Source organism: Kitasatospora sp. NPDC051164 (assembly GCF_044455625.1).
Lineage (GTDB): Bacteria > Actinomycetota > Actinomycetes > Streptomycetales > Streptomycetaceae > Kitasatospora.
The window spans coordinates 38,402-60,621 of record NZ_JBITFB010000009.1; the positions used below are offsets into that span (position 1 = coordinate 38,402).

The window sequence follows — 22,220 nt, forward strand, 5'->3', positions numbered from 1 at the left end:
CGCCCGAGCCGGGGACCGGAGGCTGCCGTCGCGGCACGGCGTCCGCCTGGTCGGGGCTGCCGGCCTGCGAGGCGCGCACTGCGTGCTGCGACGAGTTGTCGTCCGCCACAAGCCCATCCTGCCCCAGATCCGGCGCGCCGACGCGGGATTGCGCTCCGCTCGGCGCGGCCGTTCCGTGCCCGTGGAACGCACGCGTCCGCCCCGGACTGTGCCGGGGCGCCGACCGGCGGGTAGCCTGCCCAAAGTCCGCCCGCCGGGACGCCGGGGCGCCGGCAGGCCGGTCGAGCGGCGCGGTCGGTACCCGAGGGGGCCTCCGGTCGCGCAGAATGGATGAGGGACTACCAAGCCGCGACGGAATGGGCAACACGCCGTTGGCGACAGAAGAACTGGGAGAGAATCGACGCCGTGAGTGCTGCGATGCGAAGCCGTACCCCCGACCGGCTCTGTGCCGAGGCCGTCGAAATCGCCCGCCAGGCAGCCGAGGAGGCCGTCGGAGCGGCGGCCGTCGGGCCGCACCTTGACGTCCAGGCGGACGCCGAGCGCGTCGTCACCCACACCTTCGAGTGCCGGGACGCCGCGTACCGCGGCTGGCACTGGGCGGTCACGGTCGCCCGCGCCCCGCGCGCCAAGAACGTCACCCTGGACGAGGTCGTGCTGCTGCCCGGCCAGGACGCCGTCCTCGCCCCCCAGTGGGTGCCGTGGAGCGAGCGGCTGCGCCCCGGTGACATGGGCCCCGGCGACCTGCTGCCGACCGGTGCCGACGACCTGCGCCTGGAGCCCGGCTGGACCGGCGAGGACGAGCCCGCGCCGAACTCCGCCGCCGCCGCCCTCGTGGACGACGAGGACCTGGTCGTCACCGACCCGCACGTCCAGCCGGCCCCGGCCCGCGCCCGGATCAACGCCATCGCCGAGGAGCTCGGCCTGGGCCGCAGCCGGGTGCTCTCCCGGCTCGGCCTGCACCTGGCCGCCGAGCGCTGGGAGAAGACCCACGGCTCGCAGACCCCGATGGCGCAGGCCGCCCCGGCCTCGTGCGGGAGCTGCGGCTTCCTGATCCCGATCGGCGGCTCGCTCGGGCAGGCCTTCGGTGTGTGCGGCAACGAGTTCGGGCCGGCCGACGGCCAGGTCGTCTCCTTCGCGTACGGCTGCGGCGGGCACTCCGAGGCGGCCGTCATCCCGGCCCCGCCGGCGCCGTCCGAGCTGATCCTGGACGAGCTGGTGGTCGAGCCCCTGCAGCTCCACCCGGACCGCGCCTCTGGCTCCGTCGAGCCCGACGCCCCCGCCGAGGAGCTCGGCCACTCCTGAGGTCTGTGCTCCACGGCCCGCCCCGGCGACGATCCGGGGCGGGCCGTGGTGTTTCCCGAACGGGCCGCGCCGATTCGGGGCGGGTGCCGCACGCCCCGGCCGGGGCCGTGGTCGGGAGCAGTCAGTGGGGCAGGGAAGAATGCCCTACGACGTACAGGGCGGCGGAAGGCGGCAGGTCCAGTGGAACCTCGGATCATCGGCAGCAGCACGGACGAGCACCTCGCGGACGCCTTCGGGAGCGCCGCGCTGCGGCGGCGGGTGCTGGACGCCTGGGCCGCCTCGCCGGCCCGGTTCCGGGAGGACGCCAACGCCGAGGAGGAACTCGCGCTCGGCGGCTACCGGGACCGCCTGGTGGTCGAGTTGGCGCAGAACGCGGCCGACGCGGCGGTCCGCGCCGGGCGCGGACCCGGGCGGCTGCGGCTGACCCTCGCCGACGGCGTGCTCGCCGCCGCCAACACCGGCGCCCCGCTGGACGCGGCCGCCGTCGAGTCGCTGTCCACCCTGCGCGCCTCATCCAAGCGCGGTGAGCAGCCCGCCGTCGGCCGGTTCGGGGTCGGCTTCGCCGCCGTCCTCGCGGTCACCGACGAGCCCGCCGTGCTCGGCGCCACCGGCGGGGTGCGCTGGTCGCTCGGCGAGGCCCGGTCGCTCGCCGAGGCGCAGCCCGCGCTGACCGAGGAGCTGCGCCGCCGGGACGGCCACGTGCCGCTGCTGCGGCTGCCGTTCGCGGCCGAGGGCCCGGCGCCCGAGGGCTACGACACGGTGGTCGTGCTGCCGATGCGGGACGCCGCCGCCGAGGACCTGACCCGCCGGCTGCTGGCCGGGATCGACGACGCGCTGCTGCTCACCCTGCCCGGCCTCGCCGAGGTCGTGGTGGAGACCCCGGAGGGGACCCGGACGCTCACCCGGGCCGCCGCCGAGACCCGCCCGGACGGCGTCACCGAGGTCACCGTCACCGACGACGCGGGCGGGCGGCTGCGGCAGACGGTCTGGCAGACCGCCGGCGCCTCCGGCCGCCTGGACACCGAGCTGCTGGTCGACCGGCCCACCGAGGAGCGCGCCCGCCCGTACTGGACGGTGACCTGGGCCGTCCCGATCGGCGTGGACGGCGCCCCGCAGCAGCCCGGCATCGCGTCCGTGCTGCACGCGCCGACCCCCAGCGACGAGCCGGTCGGCCTGCCCGCGCTGCTGATCGCCTCCTACCCGCTGGACTCCACCCGCCGGCACGTCGCGCCCGGCCCGCTGGCCGACTTCCTCACCGAGCGTGCCGCCGACAGCTACGCCGACCTGCTGCGCGCCCGCGGCGCCGACCTCGGCTCGCTCGGCCTGGTGCCCGGGCCGCTCGGCAAGGGCGCGCTGGACAACGCGCTGCGCGCGGCGGTGCTGTCCCGGCTGCCCGGCACGCCGTTCCTGCCGCACCCGGCGCCGGTCGAGGAGGGCACGCCTGCGCTGCGGCCCCGGGACGCGACGCTGCTGGAGGGGGCGGACGGCTCGGTGGTCGAGGCGCTCGCGCCGATCTTCCCCGGGCTGCTGCCGGCCGGCCTGGAGCGCCGCCCCGAGCTGCGGTTGCTGAACGTGCGCCGGGTGCCGCTGGCCGACGTGGTGGACCAGCTCGGCGGCCTGGACCGCGAGCCCGGCTGGTGGCGCAACCTGTACGCGGCGCTCGGCGGGGCCGACCCGGAGGCGCTCGGCGCGCTGCCCGTACCGCTCGCGGACGGCCGGACGGTGACCGGGCCGCGGCGCGTCCTGCTGCCCTCGGAGGACGCCGACTGGGCGGCCTTCCCGGGCTACCCCGAATCGCTGGCCGGCGCGCTCGCCGCGCTCGACCTGCGCCTGGCCCACCCCGAGGCCGCCCACCCGCTGCTGGCCAAGCTCGGCGCGGGCACCGCGACCCCGGCCGGGGTGCTGGACACCCCCGAGGTGCGGGCCGCCGTCGCCCGCTCCTACGAGGTGGCCGAGGACGACCTGGACACCGCGCTCGAACTCGCCGACGCCGTCCTGGCGTTGGTGAAGGCCGCCGCCCCCGGGCCGGGCGACCACCCGTGGCTGGCCCGGCTGGCGCTGCTCGACGACGAGGGCGAGCCCGCCCGCGCGGGCGAACTCGTGCTGCCCGGCAGCCCGTTCGCCGCGCTGGCGCGCGAGGAGGACGCCGGCTGGGTGGACGACGACCTGCTGGAGCGCTGGGGGCCCGAGGTGCTCGCGGCCGTCGGCGTCCTGGCGGACTTCGTCCTGGTGCGCGCCGAGGACGTGGTGCTCGACCCGGACGACCTGGAGCGGCTCGACCCCACCGCCCCCGCCGACCGGGCGGCCGGCGGCCACCCCACCGGCCTGCTGGACGAGGCACCGGACGGGCTCGCCGACTGGGCCGAGGACGCCCTGGAGGCCCTGCAGGCCGACGAGGCGATCGGCGTCCCGCCGGTGGCCGCCGAGCTGCTGGCCGTACGCGACCTCGACCTGGTGGACGACGACGCCTGGCCCGAGGCGCTCGCCGCGCTGGCCCGCCCGCCGTACCGGGACGCCGTGGTCAACCCGGTGCGCACCCTGCTGCCGGACGGCTCGTACGCCGACCTGCCGCCGTACACCGCGTGGTGGCTGCGCGACCACCCGGTGCTGGCGGGCCGCGAGCCCGCCGGGCTGCGCGCCGCCGGGGCCGACCCGCTGCTGCGCGGCCTCTACGACGAGGCGCGCACCACCCTGGACGACCAGTTCCTGCACGCGCTCGGGGTGCGCACCACGCTGACCGCGCTGCTCGCCGAGCCGCACGGGCCGGACGAGGTGCTGGACCGGATGACCGATCCGGCCGTCGAGGTCGCCCACCGTCAACTGCACGGCCTGCACAGTGCGTTGGCCCGGGTGGAGCGCGAGCGGATCGAGCCGCTGGACGTGGTGCGGGCGCTGCCGCCACTGGACCCGGCCACCGGGCGGCGGCCCGCCCACACCGTGGTGGTGGACGCCACCGAGGCGGTCGTCGCGGACGCCCCCGACCTGGTCCAGCTGCTGCACTCCCACCCGCTGCTGCCGGTCGCCCCGGCGCTCGCGGCCGACCTCGCCGAACGGCTGCACGTGTCGCTGGCCAGCGAGGTGGCCGGCGGCCGGGTGCTCTCCGAGGGCGTGCTGCACCGGGTCCCGGCCGTGGTGCGCGAGCTGCTGCCCGGCTGCCCGGTCGCGTACGAGGAGCACGAGGAGCTGCTGGTCGTCGGGCCGGACGGCGACGAGGCCGCGGTGGACTGGCGGTGGGACCCGGGGGCGGACGCCCCGGAGCCGCCGTACGACCCGGAGCTGGCCGAGGCCGAGGACGAGGACGACGAGTTCGAGGTCCCGCCGGTGCCGGGCCTGCTGCACGCCGCCACCCCGGAGGGCCTCGCGGCCGGCCTCGCCTGGTCGGTCGGACAGTGGCACCGGCGCTTCGAGGTGCTGGCCGCGCTCAGCGAGCCGGACCGGGCGTACGAGCTGTCGGCGGCCCGGGACTTCGAGGGCTGAGCCGCCGTACGGGCCGGGCCCGCCCCGACCGGCGGCTCCGGTCCGACCGGCGGGCCCGTGTCGATCGGCGGGTGCGGCGGGCTCACTCCAGGCCGCGGCGCTTCATGAAGCGCCAGACGAGCTCCAGGAGGATGCCGCAGACCACCGCGATGGCGACGCCCAGCAGCGGGTCGCGGAGGCCGACCAGGGAGAGCTGGAAGAACTCCTTCAGCGGGGGGATCAGCAGCACCAGGGCGAACGCGCCGCACATCGTGCCGATCAGCAGCAGCCGCCACCAGGAGTACGGGCGGGCGACGATGGCGAGGACCCAGATGGCGATCAGGAAGAGCGTCAGGGTGGCCACGCTGGTGTCGGCCTTGAGGTCGGTCGCGTGGTCGGCACGGGCGAGCGCGTAGGCGACGAAGGTGCCCGTCCCGGCGATGACGCCGCCGGGGATGGCGAGCCGCAGCACGCGTTTCACGAAGCCGGTGCGGGCCCGCTCGTTGTTGGGGGCGAGCGCGAGGAAGAAGGCCGGCACGCCGATGGTCAGGGAGGACAGCACGGTGGAGTGCCGGGGCAGGAACGGGTACGGCGAGTGGGTGAAGATCACCAGCAGCGCCAGCAGCACCGAGTAGACCGTCTTCACCAGGAAGAGCGACGCGACCCGCTCGATGTTGCCGATCACCCGGCGGCCCTCGGCGACCACCGACGGCAGGGTCGCGAAGGAGTCGTCGAGCAGCACGATCTGGGCGACCGCCTTGGTGGCGTCGGAGCCGGTGCCCATCGCCACGCCGATGTCGGCGTCCTTGAGCGCCAGCACGTCGTTGACGCCGTCGCCGGTCATCGCCACGGTGTGGCCGCGGGACTGCAGTGCCCCGACCAGCAGGCGCTTCTGCTGCGGGGTGACCCGGCCGAAGACGCTGGTCCGGTCGGCGGTCTCGGCGAGCTGCTCGGGGTCGGTGGGCAGGGTGCGGGCGTCCAGCGGCTGGTCGGCGCCGGGCAGGCCCAGGTGACCGGCCACCGCGCCGACCGAGACCGCCGCGTCGCCCGAGATGACCTTGGCCCGGACCCGCTGGCCCTCGAAGTACCGCAGGGTTTCGGCGGCGTCGCCGCGCAGCCGCTGCTGCAGCACCACCAGGGCGAGCGGGGTGAGGTCGGCCGCCGGGTCGGGGGAGTCCAGCGGGACGGGCGTCCGGCCCAGCAGCAGCACCCGCAGGCCCCGCGTGCCCAGCTCGTCCACCTCGGCCAGCGCCGGGTGCCCGGCGGGCAGCAGCACGTCGGGGGCGCCGAGCAGCCAGCTGGCCTCGCCGCCCTGCGGCTCCAGCAGCTGCACGCCGCTCCACTTGCGGGCGGAGGAGAAGGGCATCGCCTCGATCACCCGCCAGCCGTCGCGGCCCGAGGATCCGCCGGAAGGACCGTCCGAGGCGTCGTCACCGCCGTCGCCGCGCCCGTACGCGTCGATGACGGCCTGCATGGACGGGTTGGGGCGGGCGTCGGCGCCGGCCATCACGGCGAGCGCGCGCCGGACGGTCTCGGCGTCGGCGGCGGCGGGCTCCCCGTCGGAGAGCACCCGCAGGTCGATCACGTCCATGCCGCCCTCGGTGAGGGTGCCGGTCTTGTCCAGGCAGACGGTGTCGACCCGGGCCAGGCCCTCGATCGCCGGCAGCTCCTGGACCAGGCACTGCTTGCGGCCGAGCCGGATCACGCCGATCGCGAAGGCCACCGAGGTCAGCAGCACCAGGCCCTCGGGGACCATCGGGACGATGCCGGCCACCATCCGCCGCACGGCCTCGCGCCAGTCCCGGCCCTCGACGGCCAGCTGGCTGATGATCAGGCCGATCGCGGTGGGGAACAGCAGGTAGGTGATGAACCGCAGGATGCTGTCGATGCCGCTGCGCAGCTCCGACTTCACCAGGGTGAACTTGCTGGCCTCCTCGGCGAGCTGCGCGGCGTAGGCCTCGCGGCCGACCTTGGTGGCGGTGAACGCGCCCGCGCCGGCCACCACGAAGCTGCCGGACATCACCTGGTCGCCGGGCTGCTTGAGGACGGGGTCGGGTTCGCCGGTGAGCAGCGACTCGTCGATTTCCAGGCCGTCCGCCTCGGTGACCTCGCCGTCCACGATCACCTTGTCGCCGATGCCGAGCAGCACGGTGTCGTCGAGGACGATCTCGGAGACGCCGATCTGCCGGACGGCGCCGTCCCGGCGGACCTGCGGGCGGGCCTCGCCGATCAGGGCCAGGCTGTCCAGGGTCTTCTTGGCGCGCAGCTCCTGGATGATGCCGATCGCCGTGTTGGCGACGATGACCAGGCCGAACAGGCCGTCCTGGATCGGTCCGACGATCAGGATGATCCCGAACATCACGCCGATGATCGCGTTGAAGCGGGTGAAGACGTTGGCCCGGACGATTTCCCTGGTGGAGCGGCTGGACCGGACCGGGATGTCGTTGACCTGTCCCTGCGCGACCCGCTCGGCCACCTCGGCGACGGTCAGTCCGCCGCGCCGCCCGGGCAGCAGCCCGAGGGGGTGGGCTCCGTCGGGACGGTCCCCGTCGGTCGGCCGCTCGTCCGCTGGCTGGGCAGGCTGCGTCATGGCACCGACTCTACGGGTGCCTTATGTCCGATGCGTGCTACTAAAGGGCTATTCAGTCCGACCGGGTGGCCGGGTCCTGACCGTCGCCGTCCGTCATGCGTCCGGCCGCCTCGGCGGCGCGGCTGCGGGCGATCGCGTCGCGCCGGGCACGGCAGTACCAGAGGCCGATCAGGCCGAGCAGGCCGCCGGAGAGGCAGATCCACGGCCAGGTGCCGTGGCCGTGCTCGGAGAGCGTGCCCTGGAAGGGGAGCAGGGCGAGGAAGGCGACGAACCACACCACCGTGCCGCCGCCGACGATGGCGACGTCGTTGGCCTCCAGCGGAGGGGGCGAGGGGTGCAGCGGCGTCTTCGGCATGGGCCTAGCGTACGGTGCGGTGGGGGCCGGTCGTCGTCGCGCAGCCGCCGCGCACGGGCCAGGCGGGGGCCGCGCGGGCGGCCTGTGGGCCTGCCGCGGGCTCTACGCGCGAAGATAGCGCGTGTGCGATGGGGAAACCATACTTAAAGGTCTGACACCGAGCCGCCGTCGCCTCGGGTGTCGACCCCCTCTCCTCAGCTCCCCCACAGAGGACGCACGCATGCCTGTGGTCCAGCCGACCACCGAGTCGCCCGAACCCGCCGACGCCGCGCCCAAGCCCCCCACCGGCGCCGTCGACCGCTACTTCCGGATCAGCGAGCGCGGCTCCACCCTGCCGCGCGAGATCCGCGGCGGCGTCGCCACCTTCTTCACCATGGCGTACATCCTGGTGCTGAACCCGATCATCCTGGCGAGCGCCACGGACATGACCGGGGCCCACCTGGACAGCGCCCAGCTGGTCACCGCCACCGCCCTCACCGCGGGTCTCACCACCCTGCTGATGGGTGTGATCGGCAACGTCCCGATCGGCCTGGCCGCCGGCCTCGGCGTCAACACCATCGTGGCGCTCCAGCTCGCCCCGAAGATGACCTGGCCGGACGCCATGGGCATGGTCGTGCTGGCCGGCCTCGCGATCATGCTGCTGGTCGCCACCGGCCTGCGCGAGCGGGTCATGAACGCGGTCCCGCTCGGCCTGCGCAAGGCCATCGCGATCGGCATCGGCCTGTTCATCAGCCTGGTCGGCCTGGTCGACTCCGGCTTCGTCAGCCGCGTCCCGGACGCCGCGCACACCACCGTCCCGCTGCAACTCGGCGGCAACGGGCACCTGCTCGGCTTCCCGGTGCTGGTCTTCGTCGTGGGCCTGCTGCTCACCCTGATCCTGGTCATCCGCAAGGTGCCCGGCGCGATCCTGATCAGCATCGTGGCCTCCACCGCGCTCGCCGTGGTGCTCGACAAGGTCGTCGACATCCCGGCGCTCAAGTGGGGCCTGACCGTCCCGGCCTGGCCGGGCAACCCGGTCGCCGCGCCGGACTTCGGGCTGGTCGGCAAGGTCAGCCTGTTCGGCGGCTTCGCGAAGGTCGGCGTGCTGACCGGCGTGCTGTTCGTCTTCACCGTGCTGATGTCGTGCTTCTTCGACGCGATGGGCACCATCCTCGGCGTGGCCGACGAGGCCCACCTGCTGGACGAGAAGGGCGACCTGCCCGGCATCAACAAGGTCCTGATGGTCGACGGCATCGCCACCGCGCTCGGCGGCGCCACCTCCTCCTCCGCCAACACCTGCTTCGTGGAGTCCACCGCCGGCGTCGGCGAAGGTGCCCGGACCGGCTTCGCCTCGATCGTCACCGGCCTGCTCTTCGTCGTGGCGCTCTTCCTCACCCCGCTCGCCACCATGGTCCCCGCCCAGGCCGCCACCCCGGCCCTGGTCACGGTCGGCTTCCTGATCCTGGCCAACTCGATCAAGGAGATCGACTGGGCCGACTACACGATCGCGATCCCGGCCTTCCTGACCATCGTGATGATGCCGTTCACCTACAGCATCACCAACGGCATCGGCTTCGGCTTCATCGCCTTCTGCGTCCTGCGCGTGGCCGCCGGCCGCGGCCGCGGCGTGCCCGCCCCGCTGTACGCGGTGGCGGCGGTGTTCGCCTTCTACTACCTGATGCCGGCCTTCGGCCTGCTCTGACGCCGTACGGCGCCGCCGCGGCCCCGTCCTCCCCCGTGCGGGAGGGCGGGGCCGCGGCGTTTCCGAAGTGTCACCGGCCGTGGTGTCACCGGACCCCGTGGTGTCACTGGACGTCGAACTCGTTGCCCTCGGGGTCGGCCATGGTGGTCCACTCGCCGCCCGGCTCCTTGACCTCCCGCAGGACGGTGGCACCGAGGGCTTCGAGACGGGTGACGGTGGCGGCGCGCTCGCCCGGGGCGGGGTGGACGTCGAGGTGCAGTCGGTTCTTGGCCCGCTTGGGCTCGGGGACGGCCTGGAAGAGGATGCGACGGCCGAGGCCGGTGTCCGAGGCCGGGTCGAACGGGTCCTCGGGGTGGCGGACGGCGGCCAGGGTGCGCCAGGCGGGGTGACCGTCCACCTCGGTGGTGGCGTCGGGGCCGACCGCGCCGGCCTGAAGCAGGCGGGTGACCAGCGGGCCGTGGTCCTCCCGGGTGTACTCCAGGGCGGCGGCCCAGAAGGCGGCCTGGCGGTGCGGGTCGGCGCAGTCGATGACGAGCTTCCAGTGCAGCGGCATGTAACCGTTTCTATCGGTTACCGGATGGTCGGGCAATCAGCCACTGTCGGAAGCTGTCAAAAAGGCGCCCGTGTAGGCCAGTTGACGGGGGGAATACTGGCTGGACGGAGAAGGGGGAGGGGACTCGACCGATGGTGCAACAGGATCCGCCCGGGGGCGTCGAGGCACAGCTGCTGCCGGAGCTGTTCCGGACGGCGGACAAGGCCTCGCTGGACGGCCAGCGCGAGACGCTGCGCTGGTACCGAGGCCTGATCGCGATGCTGGTGGTCGCCGCCCTGATCGGGTCGTTCCCCGGCCCGGACCACAAGGGCGACTTCGACCCCTGGCCGCTGTTCTCGGTGGCCGCCTTCCTGCTGGCCGGCTACTTCTGGTCCCGGCTGCGCCGCAGCAACCCGCAGGGCCGCTGGTACGAGGCGCGGGCGGCGGCCGAGTCGGTCAAGACACTGGCCTGGAAGTACACCGTCCGGGCCAGCCCGTTCGACGGCGAGGGGCAGTCCCCGGACGTGGACCGGGGCTACCTGCTGCAGGTCGAGGACGTGATGCGGGCCTTCGAGGACCCGGCGATCGTGCCGCCCGACACCGTCGCCGAGATCACCCCGGAGATGCGGCGGCTGCGTGCCGACAGCCTGACCGCCCGGCGCACCCTCTACCTGCGCACCCGGGTCGAGGGGCAGCGCACCTGGTACCGCTCCCGGGCGGACGCCTGCGAGTCGCAGGCGGTCTCCTGGGGGCTCGGCATCGCGGTGCTGATCATCCTCGGCGCGGCGGCCGCCATCGCCCAGGCCACCGGTGCGCTGCAGGTGCACATCTTCGGCGCCAGCTCGGCCGCGGCCGCGGCGATCATCGCCTGGACGCAGCTCAAGCAGCTCCGCCCGCTGGCCGCCGCCTACCAGCTGGCCGCGCGCGAGCTGGAGAACGTCGGCAACCAGCTCTCCGACCTGGACGTCAGGGCGCCGGACGCCGAGGCGCGCTGGGCCCGGCTGGCCGCCGAGGCGGAGGACGCGGTCTCCCGCGAGCACACCACCTGGCGGGCCCGGCGGGCGTTCCCGCGGTAGGGCGGGGCGTTCCGCACTGGGCCGGGGGCGCTCCCGCAGTGGGCCGGGGCGCTCCGCGCTAGACCAACTCTGGGAAACAGCTGGGGAGATCGGGCGAAGGGGGAGCACGCCGGGACCACAGGTGTGCGGGGTACGTGAGGGTAGAGCGCCGAGGTACGGACCGTAATCGTTACGTGTCCATGCCCTGGTTTCATCACCTCCGCGCGACCCCTGTACCGCCGGAGGCCCCCCTTGCGCATTCTCCTGATCGCCAGTGCGTTCAACAGCCTGACCCAGCGCGTCCACGCCGAGCTGCGCGAGCGCGGCCACCAGGTCGCCGTCCAGCTCGCCCTCGGGGACGAGCAGATGCGGGCGGGGGTGGCCCGGACCGACCCCGAGCTGATCATCTGCCCGATGCTGACCAAGGCCGTCCCGCAGGACATCTGGTCCAGCCGGACCGTCCTGATCGTGCACCCCGGGCCCACCGGCGACCGCGGCCCCTCCTCGCTGGACTGGGCGATCACCGAGGGCGCGGAGCGCTGGGGCGTCACGGTGCTGCAGGCCGTCGAGGAGATGGACGCCGGTGACATCTGGGCGTCCGTCGAGTTCCCGGTCCCCGACTGCGGCAAGAGCGAGCTGTACCGGGGCGAGGTCGCCGACGCCGCCGTGGAGGCCGTCCTGCTGGCCGTCCAGCGCTACGAGGGCGGCCTGTTCACCCCCGAGCCGCTGGACTACGGCCGGCCCGACGTCCACGGCGAGCTGCGGCCCTTCCTGCGCCAGGAGGCGCGCCGGATCGACTGGGAGCAGGACGACACCGCCACCGTGCTGCGCAAGCTGCGCGCCGCCGACTCCCAGCCCGGCGTGCTGGACGAGCTGTACGGGCGCGAGTTCTTCCTGCACGGCGCCCACCCCGAGGACGAGCTGCGCGGCCCGGTGCCCGGCGCCGTGCTGGCCACCAGGGACGGCGCGATCTGCCGGGCCACCGTGGACGGCGCGGTGTGGATCCCGCAGCTGCGCCCGCGCCGCACCCCCGGCGGGCCGGCCACCTTCAAGCTGCCCGCCGCGACGGTCCTCGCCGACGAGCTGTACCGGGTCCGCGAGGTGCCGGTACGCCCGGCGGCGGCCGCCCGTCGCGACACCTGGTCGGAGCTGCGCTACCGCGAGGAGGGCGACGTCGGCTACCTCGAATTCGCCTACCCGGGCGGGGCGATGAGCACCGAGCAGTGCCGTCGGCTGCTGGCCGCCTACCGGGAGGCGGCCGCCCGGCCCACCTCGGTGCTGGTGCTCGGCGCTCCCCGGGACTTCTACTCCAACGGGATCCAGCTCAACGTCATCGAGGGCGCGGCCTTCCCGGCGCTGGAGTCCTGGGAGAACATCAACGCGATGGACGACTTCGTCGAGGCCGTCCTGACCACGACGGACAAGGTCACCGTCGCGGCCCTCGCCGGGAACGCGGCGGCCGGCGGGCTGATGATGGCGCTCGCCGCCGACGAGGTGTGGTGCCGCGACTCGGCGGTGCTCAACCCGCACTACCGCCTGATGGGCCTGTACGGCTCCGAGTACTGGACGTACACCCTGCCGAACCGGGTCGGTGCCGAGCAGGCCGAGCGGCTCACCACCGAGGCGCTGCCGGTCGGGGCCGAACACGCGCGCCGGATCGGCCTGGTGGACCGGACGTCCGGCGGGGACGCGGCGGAGTTCCGCCGCTGGGTGGCCCGGGAGGCGGCCGGGATCGCCGGCTCGCCCGACCTCACCGGGCGGCTGGTGGACAAGAAGCGCCGCCGCGCCGCCGACGAGGAGGCGAAGCCGCTGGCCGAGTACCGGGCGGAGGAACTGCGGCGGATGCACGCCAACTTCTACCGGACCGACGAGCCGTACCACGGGCTGCGGCGGGACTTCGTGCACAAGGTCTGCCCGGTGGCCACGCCGGAGCACCTGACCGGGCTGCTCGGGCGGCCCGCGTAAGGGGCCGGCGGGCCGACACGCGGCGACGCCCGGCCGGGTCCCCCACCCTGGCCGGGCGTCGCTCTGTGTCTCCCGTTCTGTGTCTGTCGGCTCGCTCAGCGCCGGACGCCGGCCCCGCCCAGCCGCTGCTGCGGGACGCGGGGCGGCCGGGGCGGCCGGGGTGCCCGCGGGGGCAGCGGGGCGGCCGGTCCGGCCAGCAGGGGCTGCGAGTCGGGGCGGCTCGGGGAGACGGCGAAGGCCAGTGAACCGAAGAACACGTAGCAGCCGAGTCCGACCCCGAGCGGGAAGATGAACTGCAGCGCCATCACGCCGCCCTGGGTGGAGTGCGAGAGGTCCACCCGGACCGAGAGCGCCGCCATGCCCGTGTAGTGCATCGCGCAGACCGCCACGCCCATCACCGGCGCCGCCGCCAGTACGGCGATCGTGCCCCGGATGTTCAGCGCGGCCCAGAGCGCGGCCGTGGCCGCGAAGACGGCGATGGCGACCGAGAGCGCCACCGTCGTGTGGTCGTAGCCGAGCCGGCCGGGCAGGACCATCGCGGCCATGCCCATGTAGTGCATCGCGGCGACCCCGAGGCCGGTGGTCAGCCCGCCGACCATGAGCGCCAGCGCCGGGTGCTTGCGCCAGTACCCGACGGTGAAGAGCCCGACGCCGACGAAGGCGACGGCGACCAGCAGGCTGATCACGGTCAGCCCGGGCTGGTAGGTGATCGCGACGCCGGTCACCGAGAAGCCGAGCATCGCGATGAAGTGCATGGACCAGATGCCGGCCCCGAGCGAGGTGGACGCGAAGAGCAGCCAGACGGCCCGGCTGCGGCCCTTGGAGACGAGTGCCCAGCGGGCGCCGCGCAGCGCCACGAAGGCGCCGAGGCAGGCGACGAAGTACGAGACCGCCGGCGTCACCCAGCCGTGGTCGGCATGATGGATCTCACCCAATTGAGCTCCCTGGACGAGGGGTTGAGGGCGCCAGGGCTCGGGCGGACGCGGTCGACCGGGGCGGTCGGGAAGCGTGCGGAAACGGGCACGGAAACGGAACGGGGTCCGCCGGGGGGAGCCTGGCGTGTGGTGCCCCTGACAACGGGGGAGAGTAGCCACTACCCGCCGGTCGCACAATGTTCGTGCTTTTGGTGAAATCCCAGGTCAGGATGGACCTTTACCGCTCCTGCATGATCTTGGCACCAAGTCCTGACACCGCCTGCGCACGCTCCCCGGGCCCGTTCGTGCCTTACTCCAAGGGTGCTAGCCCGAACGGGTGGCCGGCCGGGTCGATCAGCACCTTGAGCGTGCGCCCGTGCTGGTACGTGGGCTGGGTCGCGCCGAGCGCGAGGGCCTTCGCGGTGGACTCCTCCAGGTCGTCCACGTAGAAGTCGAGGTGGAAGTGCTTGCTCCCGTCCGGCTCCGTCCACGGCTCCGGCCGGTATCCCTTCACCCGCCCGAAGCCCAGCGGGCTGCCGCCCTCCGGGTTGTCCAGGATCGCGAAGTGCTCGTCCACGTGCCGGGTCTCCCATCCCAGCAGTTCGCCATAGAACGACGCCAGCGCGACCGGGTCGGCGCAGTCGATGGTGACCATGGCGAGCCTGGCGAACCCGCCGTCGTTCGGCGTGGACTGTTCGGCGGACTGCTCAGCGGCGAGGTCGGACATGTCTGGTCGGCCCTTCCGGGAGTCGGGAACGATCACCCATCACCAATATGGCACCGGGCGGATGCTCCGGCGCGGCGGGACGCCGATTTTCTTTAGCGAGAGTAATGACGTAGTCTAAAGAGATGCCCGAGATGTCCGAGCAGGACCTCGCAGCCGTCAATCAGCTGCGATCGTCCACGATGCGCCTCTCCCGACGACTCAAACACCAGCGGGTGGAGGAGTCGCTCAGTCCCACCGAGATGGGGGTGCTGGGCACCCTCGCCCGGTGCGGAAAGGCGACGCCGGGTGAGCTCGCCCGGAAGGAGCACGTGCAGCCTCCTTCGATGACCAGGATCGTCGCGATGCTGGAGGAGAAGGGGCTGGTGCGGCGGGAGCCGCACCCCGAGGACCGCCGACAGGTGGTCGTCAGCAGCACCGAGCAGGCCGAGACGATCCTCGCGGAGAGTCGTCGGCGCCGAAACGTCTGGCTCGCCGAGCTCGCCCAAGGGCTCGACGAGGAGGAATGGGCCGTCCTCCGGGAGGCCGCGCCCGTGCTCTACAAGCTCGCACACCTCTGAGGCACACCGAACCCGGCCGGCCGCCGGGAGACAAAGGAGCCCGCATCACCGCAGGACCGACCACCGACACCAGGAGCGCGACGGCCACCGCCATGGCCGTCGCGCTGCGAGGGGAGAGCACCGTGACACCGCCGGCCGCAGCCAGCGCCGCCGCCATCCGTACCGACGACCCGACCAACGACCCCGCCGCGGCCAACACCGCGGCCGCCGACACCCAGGCACCCGCCCCCACGGGGCTGCCGGGCAGCGGCGACGACGACCCCGACGAACGCACCGCGGCGGACGACCCCGCCGCTCCCGGCCGCAGCCACGCGGCCTCATCTCCCACAGGCGCCCGTTTCACCCGGCCCGGGGGGATGTTCTCCTCCCTGCGCGTTCGCAACTACCGCTACTACTTCGCCGGTCAGGTGGTGTCCAACACCGGTACCTGGATGCAGCGGATCGCCCAGGACTGGCTGGTACTGAGCCTCACCGGCAGCCCGCTCGCGGTCGGCATCACCACCGCCATGCAGTTCCTGCCGATGCTGCTGCTCGGCCTCTTCGGCGGCGTGCTCGCCGACCGGATGCCCAAGCGCCGGCTGCTGATCTACACCCAGGGCGCGATGGGCCTGCTGGCCGCAGGCCTCGCCGTGCTGACCATCGGCGGTGTGGTGACGCCGTACTACGTGTACGCGTTCGCGCTGCTGCTCGGCCTGGTCACCGTGGTCGACAACCCGACCCGGCAGGCCTTTGTCTCCGAGATGGTCGGACCCAAGGACCTCGCCAACGCCGTCAGCCTGAACGCCGCCAACTTCCAGACCGCCCGCCTGGTCGGCCCCGCCGTCGCGGGCCTGCTGATCGCCGCGGTCGGCAGCGGCTGGGCCTTCGCCGTCAACGCGCTGTCCTTCGCGGCCGTGATCGGCGGACTGCTGGCCATGCGGGAGAGCGAACTGCGCCCGACCGCGCGGATCGCCCGCGAGAAGGGGCAGCTGCGGGAGGGTCTGCGGTACGTGAAGGAGCGGCCCGAACTGCTCTTTCCGATGGTGCTGGCCGGATTCATCGGGACCTTCGGCTTCAACTTCCCGACCCTGCTCTCCGGCTTCGCGTACGACACCTTCAAGGTGGGCGCCGGCCAGTACGGCCTGCTGAACACCGCGATGGCGGTCGGCTCGCTGGCCGGCGCGCTGCTCGCCGCCCGCCGGGGCGCGCCGAGGCTGCGCCGGCTGGTCGGCGCGGCGCTGGCCTTCGGGACGCTCGAGGTGGTCGCCGCCTTCGCGCCCGACTACTGGACCTTCGCGCTGCTGCTGATGCTGATCGGGGTGTTCGGGCTGAGCTTCAACACCTCGGTCAACTCCATGCTGCAGCTGGCCACCGACCCCGAGATGCGCGGCCGGGTGATGGGCCTGCTGGTGCTGGTCTTCACCGGCGGCACGCCGATCGGTGCCCCGATCGTCGGCTGGGTGACCGCCTCGTACGGGCCCCGGCTCGGCCTGCTGGCCTGCGGACTGGTGTCCGCGCTGGCGGCCGGTGCGGTCGGCCTGGTGCTGGCCCGCGGCGCGGACCTGCGGGTGCGGTTCGACCTGCACCCGGGCCGCGGCGGCCGGGTCGTGGCCGTCGTGCCGCGGACCGCTCCGACGCGCAAGTCGGAGCTGGCTGCCGCCTGCTGACTGGCGGTCCGATGCGTCAGTCCCCCCGAGGGTTCGCCTCGGGGGGTTCGTGGCGTCAGAGCCGGATGGCGAGGACCTGGCCGGGCCAGACGCCGTTCGGCTGCTCGACCTCGAAGCTCTCGGTCTCGGTGAAGCCGAGCGCCCGGTACTGGGCGACCAGCTTGCGGTCGGCGCCCGCGTAGCAGTCCACCCGCAGCAGGCCGATGCCGCGCCGGCGGGCCTCCTCGACGGCGTCGGCGATCAGCGCGGCGCCGATGCCCGCGCCCTTGCGGGTGCGGTCGGTGACCAGGTTGCGGACGAACAGCTCGCGCTCGTCCACGGCGGGGACGTACGACCCGCGTTCCTCGGACAGCACGCAGGAGCCGACCGTACGGCCCTCGTCGTCCACGGCGAGGCGGATCAGGAACGGCTCGCGGGCGTACTGCCCGATGTGCTCGACCCGGGCGGGCGTGGCGCTGAACGGCTGGTCGCCCCACTGGCCGGTGCGGCCCCGGTCGGCCAGCCAGGCCACGGCGCCGTCGAGCAGGGCGAGGATGTCGGGGATGTCCTCGGGTCCTCCGGTGCGGATCTTCATGCCGCTGGAATCGATCATGAACCCGTTCTAGCCCAAAGTCGCGTGCGCGGGAAGACACCCGGGCACCGGCGCGGGAAGCTGCCGGGGCGTCCCGCGAGGGAAGATGAGCCCATGAGGCTTTTCGTGGCGGTGCTCCCGCCGGTCGAGGCGCTGCAGGGGCTCTCCGACGCGGTCGCGCCGGTGCGCGGGCTGCCCGGGGCGGACCGGCTGCGCTGGACCACCGTCGAGGGCTGGCACCTGACCCTGGCCTTCCTCGGCGCGGTGCCGGCGGAGCGGCTGCCCGAGCTGGCCGCGGGCCTGGCGGCGGTGGCCGAGGTGCACGAGGTCCACCGGCTGCGGATCGCGGGCGCCGGGCGGTTCGGCGACCGGGTGCTCTGGGCCGGCGTCGAGGGCCAGACCTGGGCGCTGCGCCGGCTGGCCGAGGCCGTCACCGAGGTCACCGCCGAGGCGGTCGGGGAGACGGCCGACACCTTCGCCTTCCACCCGCACCTCACCCTCGCCCGGGCCGGCTCCCACCGCGGCCACCGGCGGGCCGTCCAGCGGCTCGCGGCGGCCGAGCTGGACGGTCTGGCGGCGGCGCTGGCGGACTACCGGGGGCCGGAGTGGGAGGCCACCGAGCTGCACCTGATGAACAGCGACCCGGACGGCGGCTTGGCGCACTACGAGTCGCTGGGTTCCTGGGCCCTGGCGGACTGGAGCTAGCGTCGGGCTGCGCGGAGCTACCGGGACCTCTGCTCCGTCCGGGTGTGGGGCGGAGGTACGCTCGTTGACCGTGGATCCCAAGACTCGTATGCGTATCGTCTCCGGCACCCTGGTGCTGCTGCTGGTCGTCGTGCTGATCAGCTCACTGGCCGGCCGGTAGACCGGAAACGGCTGTGAGGGCCACCACCCGGGTGGGTGGTGGCCCTCACGCACGCCTCAGCGGGTGCTCAGCTGGTGCTCAGAGCTGCTCGACCACGTAGTCGATGCACTGGGTGAGCGCCTCGACGTCCGCCGGGTCGATCGCCGGGAACATCGCGATGCGCAGCTGGTTGCGGCCCAGCTTGCGGTACGGCTCGGTGTCCACGATGCCGTTGGCACGCAGTGCCTTGGCGACCGCGGCGGCGTCCACCGACTCGTCGAAGTCGATGGTGCCGACCACCTGGGAGCGCTCGGCCGGGTTCGCCACGAAGGGGGTGGCGAAGGAGGACTTCTCGGCCCAGGCGTACAGCCGGGAGGAGGAGTCGGCGGTCCGGGCGACGGCCCAGTCCAGCCCGCCGTTGCCGTTCAGCCACTCCAGCTGGTCGGCCAGCAGGAAGAGCGTGGCGATCGACGGGGTGTTGTACGTCTGGTCCTTCGACGAGTTGTCGATGGCCGTCGGCAGCGAGAAGAACGGCGGGATGTAGCGGCCGGAGGCGGCGATCTCGGCGGCGCGCTCCAGGGCGGCCGGGGAGAAGGTGGCCAGCCACAGGCCGCCCTCGGAGGCGAAGGACTTCTGCGGGGCGAAGTAGTAGACGTCCGTCTCGGTGATGTCGACCGGCAGGCCGCCGGCGCCCGAGGTGGCGTCCACCAGGACCAGCGAGCCCTCGTCCGCGCCGGCCGGGCGCTTGATCGGCATCGCGACGCCGGTCGAGGTCTCGTTGTGGGTGAGTCCGTAGACGTCCACACCGGCCTCGGCGACCGGCAGCGGGTGGGTGCCCGGGGCGGTCTTGATCACGCTCGGCTCGGCGAGCCACGGCGCGGCCTTGACCGAGGCGCCGAACTTCGAGGAGAACTCGCCGAAGTCCAGGTGCTGGGACTTCTCCCGCACCAGGCCGAAGGCGGCGATGTCCCAGAAGGCGGTGGAGCCGCCGTTGCCGAGGACGACCTGGTAGCCCTCGGGCAGCGAGAAGAGGCTGCTCACGCCCTCGCGTACGCGCTTGACCAGGTTCTTGACCGGGGCCTGGCGGTGGGAGGTGCCGAGCAGGGAGGTCTGGGTGGCGGCGAGGGCACTCAGGGCCTCGGGGCGCACCTTGGACGGTCCGCAGCCGAAACGGCCGTCTGCGGGCTTGATGTCAGCGGGGATCTGGATCTGAGCCACGCGCGCAGCCTACCGGCCGGGGGCCGGGCGGGGGTACGGTCGTCCGCCCGCTGAGACTGTGATCTTCGCTGCTCAGAGATGCCGACAGCGGGCCCGGCCGAGGCCGGACCCGCTGGTCAGGGGCACTGTGCGGACGGTCGTCCGGTGCGGTCAGCGGGCGATGGCGTCCCAGCCCTCGATCGCCTCGGGACGGCGCGGGCCGGGGCCGATGTAGCGCGCGGAGGGGCGCACGAGCCGGCCCGTGCGCTTCTGCTCCAGGATGTGCGCCGACCAGCCGGCGGTGCGGGCGCAGGTGAACATCGAGGTGAACATGTGGGCCGGAACCTCGGCGAAGTCCAGCATGATGGCGGCCCAGAACTCGACGTTGGTGGCCAGCACACGGTCGGGGCGGCGGTTGTGCAGCTCCTCCAGCGCGGCCTTCTCCAGTGCCTCGGCGACCTCGAAGCGCGGCGCGCCGAGCTCCTTGGCGGTGCGGCGCAGCACGCGGGCGCGCGGGTCCTCGGCGCGGTAGACGCGGTGGCCGAAGCCCATCAGGCGCTCGCCCTTGTCCAGGGCGTTCTTGACCCAGGCGGTGGCGTCGCCGGTGCGCTCGATCTCCTCGATCATGCCGAGCACGCGGGAGGGGGCGCCGCCGTGCAGCGGGCCCGACATCGCGCCGACCGCGCCGGAGAGGGCGGCCGCGACGTCGGCGCCGGTGGAGGCGATGACCCGGGCGGTGAAGGTGGAGGCGTTCATGCCGTGCTCGGCGGCCGAGGTCCAGTAGGCGTCGACGGCCTTGACGTGCTTCGGGTCCGGCTCGCCCCGCCAGCGGATCATGAACCGCTCGACGACCGTCTCGGCCTTGTCGATCTCGCTCTGCGGGACCATCGGCAGGCCCTGGCCGCGAGCCGACTGGGCGACGTAGGACAGCGCCATCACGGCGGCGCGGGCGAGGTCGTCGCGGGCCTGCTCGGCGGAGATGTCCAGCAGCGGCTTGAGGCCCCAGACCGGGGCGAGCATGGCGAGCGCCGACTGCACGTCGACCCGGATGTCGCCGGAGTGCACCGGGATCGGGAACGGCTCGGCGGCCGGCAGGCCGGGGTTGAACTTGCCGTCCACCAACAGGCCCCAGACGTGCCCGAAGGAGACGTTGCCGACCAGGTCGTCGATGTCGACACCGCGGTACCGCAGGGCGCCGCCTTCCCGGTCGGGCTCGGCGATCTCGCTCTCGAACGCGACGACTCCCTCAAGCCCGGGTACGAAATCGGACATGCGACGGCTCCTTCAGTTCTGTGTTCGGCGCTCCGCCGTGGTGGGGCGGCATACCAGTGACCGAATCGTGGTTGGCACTCGGTGCCAGAGTGACAGGCACGGGGTGCATTGCGCCATACACCACCGTGGTGATGTTTGCCGTAGGCCCGCTCGACTCTCCCGTCGAGGGTCGGTCGTGCCCGGGAGAAACCCGGAACCAAACCCCCGGTTCCGGACAATTCTCCGCACGACGGGCGGCCAAGCGGTGGCGAGACACCTTATCTCCCACCGGGGTTTGTCCGGAGGTAGCGGTGCCCGTTGCTTGTCGTACGGGATGATGTTGGCGTGCAGACCCCGGAACCCGCCCAGTCGACACCCCCGAGCCCCGTCACCCGGACCCTGGCCGACGAGGCCCGCCCCGGCCCGGACCTCACCGTGATGCGCAAGCACTACGTCCACGAGGGCCTGGTCGAGGAGCAGCTCGCGCCCGAGCCGATCGGCCAGTTCACCCGCTGGTTCCACGAGGCGGACGACGCCGGGGTCACGGAGCCCAACGCCATGGTGCTCTCCACCGCCGACGCCGAGGGGCGGCCCAGCTCCCGTACCGTCCTGCTCAAGGGCTACGACCTGCGCGGCTTCGTGTTCTTCACCAATTACGGCTCCCGCAAGGGCTCCGAGCTCGCCGCCAACCCGTACGCCGCGCTGCTGTTCCCGTGGATCGCCCTGGCCCGCCAGGTGACCGTCCAGGGCCGGGTGGAGAAGGTCGGCCGCGACGAGACCGCCGCCTACTTCCGTACCCGCCCGCACGGCTCCCAGCTGGGCGCCTGGGCCAGCGAGCAGTCCAGCCCGGTCGGCGGGCGCGAGGTCCTCGAACAGCGCTACGCCGAACTGGAACGCCGCTACCCGGAGGGCGAGGGCGTGCCCGTCCCCCCCTTCTGGGGCGGGTACCGGGTGGTCCCGGAGAGCGTCGAATTCTGGCAGGGCCGCGAGAACCGCCTGCACGACCGGCTCCGCTACCTCGCCGACCCGGCGAGCCCGACGGGGTGGCGGGTCGAACGGCTCTGCCCGTGAGTGCGACGGGGCCCGCGGGCGTTGCGGGCGTTGCGGGTTCCGGGGGCCTCGCGAGCCCGGTGGGCCGACCGGGTCGGTCCGGGCGCGGCGGCGGCGTGAAGCTGATGGACCGTCACGCCTCGGGTGTAGGATGCCCGTCGCGGACCTGGGTCGAGGCACATCCGGCCAGCAACGCGCTGTGCCGGCACGATCGAGTGAGGGACTGATGAGCGTCACCGGTGCGGAAGCCGCCGCTGGACTCGACTCTGACCTGGTCGACGTCGCCGCCCTGTCGCTCGAAGAGCTCGACGCCCTGCCCGACACCGTCCTGGGTGACCTGCTGCGCCGGGTGGTGGCGGACGCCCTGACTCCCGGCGCGGAGCCGCTCGCCGCCTTCCAGTCGTCGCTCGACGGTAGCCGGTAGCGCGGCTCCGGCGCCCGCGACTCCTTCGGCGCGCCCACGCCCCCATCGGCGCGCCCATGCCCCCATCGGTGCGCCCCCGGGCGCCGGAGCGGCGCTCGGCTGC

18 protein-coding genes are annotated in these 22,220 nt (G+C 73.6%); 10 read left to right on the forward strand and 8 right to left on the reverse strand.

Going from position 1 to position 22,220, the window contains the following annotated elements; all coding sequences use genetic code 11:
* The first annotated feature begins 417 nt into the window (after positions 1 to 417).
* Positions 418 to 1,302, forward strand: a complete 885-nt coding sequence (locus tag ACIBEC_RS15300) for a DUF3027 domain-containing protein (RefSeq protein ID WP_360494844.1) — start codon at positions 418 to 420, stop codon at positions 1,300 to 1,302.
* A 180-nt stretch (positions 1,303 to 1,482) separates the two neighbouring features.
* Positions 1,483 to 4,779 carry a sacsin N-terminal ATP-binding-like domain-containing protein gene (locus ACIBEC_RS15305; RefSeq protein ID WP_360494696.1) on the forward strand — a complete coding sequence of 1,099 codons (3,297 nt, stop codon included), beginning with the start codon at positions 1,483 to 1,485 and terminating at the stop codon, positions 4,777 to 4,779.
* 82 nt (positions 4,780 to 4,861) lie between these two features.
* Here ACIBEC_RS15305 and ACIBEC_RS15310 read toward each other — a convergent pair whose 3' ends face one another.
* The gene (locus tag ACIBEC_RS15310; RefSeq protein WP_360494693.1) at positions 4,862 to 7,348 is read right to left on the reverse strand and encodes an HAD-IC family P-type ATPase; all 2,487 of its coding nucleotides are present in this window, start codon (positions 7,346 to 7,348) and stop codon (positions 4,862 to 4,864) included.
* A 52-nt stretch (positions 7,349 to 7,400) separates the two neighbouring features.
* Positions 7,401 to 7,703 carry a DUF2530 domain-containing protein gene (locus tag ACIBEC_RS15315; protein WP_360494690.1) on the reverse strand — a complete coding sequence of 101 codons (303 nt, stop codon included), beginning with the start codon at positions 7,701 to 7,703 and terminating at the stop codon, positions 7,401 to 7,403.
* A 220-nt stretch (positions 7,704 to 7,923) separates the two neighbouring features.
* Here ACIBEC_RS15315 and ACIBEC_RS15320 point away from each other — a divergent pair, with 220 nt between their 5' ends.
* On the forward strand, positions 7,924 to 9,384 hold the full coding sequence (locus ACIBEC_RS15320; protein WP_360494688.1) for an NCS2 family permease: 1,461 nt from the start codon (positions 7,924 to 7,926) through the stop codon (positions 9,382 to 9,384).
* A gap of 103 nt (positions 9,385 to 9,487) precedes the next feature.
* Here ACIBEC_RS15320 and ACIBEC_RS15325 read toward each other — a convergent pair whose 3' ends face one another.
* Positions 9,488 to 9,937, reverse strand: coding sequence for a VOC family protein (locus tag ACIBEC_RS15325; RefSeq protein ID WP_360494685.1), 450 nt, complete (start codon positions 9,935 to 9,937; stop codon positions 9,488 to 9,490).
* A 131-nt stretch (positions 9,938 to 10,068) separates the two neighbouring features.
* Between ACIBEC_RS15325 and ACIBEC_RS15330 the strand changes: the two genes are divergently transcribed.
* A complete protein-coding gene (locus ACIBEC_RS15330) occupies positions 10,069 to 10,992 on the forward strand; it encodes a DUF4231 domain-containing protein (RefSeq protein WP_360494682.1) in 924 nt (307 codons plus the stop codon).
* Positions 10,993 to 11,223: 231 nt separating this feature from the next.
* Positions 11,224 to 12,936 (forward strand): hydrogenase maturation protein, encoded by a 1,713-nt coding sequence (locus ACIBEC_RS15335; protein ID WP_360494679.1) that lies wholly within the window; start codon positions 11,224 to 11,226, stop codon positions 12,934 to 12,936.
* Positions 12,937 to 13,031: 95 nt separating this feature from the next.
* On the opposite strand, the gene ACIBEC_RS15340 is transcribed toward ACIBEC_RS15335, so the two are convergent.
* Both ACIBEC_RS15340 and ACIBEC_RS15345 read right to left on the reverse strand, forming a co-directional pair.
* Positions 13,032 to 13,871 carry an MHYT domain-containing protein gene (locus ACIBEC_RS15340; RefSeq protein WP_360494676.1) on the reverse strand — a complete coding sequence of 280 codons (840 nt, stop codon included), beginning with the start codon at positions 13,869 to 13,871 and terminating at the stop codon, positions 13,032 to 13,034.
* Between the two features lie 289 nt (positions 13,872 to 14,160).
* Positions 14,161 to 14,577: a VOC family protein gene (locus ACIBEC_RS15345; protein ID WP_360494673.1), complete on the reverse strand. Its 417-nt coding sequence runs from the start codon at positions 14,575 to 14,577 to the stop codon at positions 14,161 to 14,163.
* Between the two features lie 122 nt (positions 14,578 to 14,699).
* On the opposite strand from ACIBEC_RS15345, the gene ACIBEC_RS15350 reads away from it, so the two are divergent.
* Together ACIBEC_RS15350 and ACIBEC_RS15355 are read left to right on the forward strand one after the other, a co-directional pair.
* Positions 14,700 to 15,134: a MarR family winged helix-turn-helix transcriptional regulator gene (locus ACIBEC_RS15350; RefSeq protein WP_030057117.1), complete on the forward strand. Its 435-nt coding sequence runs from the start codon at positions 14,700 to 14,702 to the stop codon at positions 15,132 to 15,134.
* A complete protein-coding gene (locus tag ACIBEC_RS15355; protein WP_396287940.1) occupies positions 15,080 to 16,780 on the forward strand; it encodes an MFS transporter in 1,701 nt (566 codons plus the stop codon). Before ACIBEC_RS15350 ends, ACIBEC_RS15355 begins: the two co-directional genes overlap by 55 nt.
* A 55-nt stretch (positions 16,781 to 16,835) precedes the next feature.
* Here ACIBEC_RS15355 and ACIBEC_RS15360 read toward each other — a convergent pair whose 3' ends face one another.
* Positions 16,836 to 17,372 (reverse strand): GNAT family N-acetyltransferase, encoded by a 537-nt coding sequence (locus ACIBEC_RS15360; protein WP_360494669.1) that lies wholly within the window; start codon positions 17,370 to 17,372, stop codon positions 16,836 to 16,838.
* A gap of 93 nt (positions 17,373 to 17,465) precedes the next feature.
* Here ACIBEC_RS15360 and thpR point away from each other — a divergent pair, with 93 nt between their 5' ends.
* Positions 17,466 to 18,056, forward strand: a complete 591-nt coding sequence (gene thpR / locus ACIBEC_RS15365; RefSeq protein WP_360494666.1) for an RNA 2',3'-cyclic phosphodiesterase — start codon at positions 17,466 to 17,468, stop codon at positions 18,054 to 18,056.
* 238 nt (positions 18,057 to 18,294) lie between these two features.
* On the opposite strand, the gene serC is transcribed toward thpR, so the two are convergent.
* Together serC and ACIBEC_RS15375 are read right to left on the reverse strand one after the other, a co-directional pair.
* Positions 18,295 to 19,413 carry a phosphoserine transaminase gene (gene serC, locus ACIBEC_RS15370; protein WP_360494663.1) on the reverse strand — a complete coding sequence of 373 codons (1,119 nt, stop codon included), beginning with the start codon at positions 19,411 to 19,413 and terminating at the stop codon, positions 18,295 to 18,297.
* 150 nt (positions 19,414 to 19,563) lie between these two features.
* Positions 19,564 to 20,664, reverse strand: coding sequence for a citrate synthase 2 (locus ACIBEC_RS15375; protein ID WP_360494660.1), 1,101 nt, complete (start codon positions 20,662 to 20,664; stop codon positions 19,564 to 19,566).
* Between the two features lie 417 nt (positions 20,665 to 21,081).
* Between ACIBEC_RS15375 and pdxH the strand changes: the two genes are divergently transcribed.
* Both pdxH and fxsA read left to right on the forward strand, forming a co-directional pair.
* Positions 21,082 to 21,714 (forward strand): pyridoxamine 5'-phosphate oxidase, encoded by a 633-nt coding sequence (gene pdxH / locus ACIBEC_RS15380; protein WP_360494838.1) that lies wholly within the window; start codon positions 21,082 to 21,084, stop codon positions 21,712 to 21,714.
* Between the two features lie 205 nt (positions 21,715 to 21,919).
* Positions 21,920 to 22,117, forward strand: a complete 198-nt coding sequence (gene fxsA, locus ACIBEC_RS15385; protein WP_360494658.1) for an FxSxx-COOH cyclophane-containing RiPP peptide — start codon at positions 21,920 to 21,922, stop codon at positions 22,115 to 22,117.
* Positions 22,118 to 22,220: the final 103 nt, after the last annotated feature.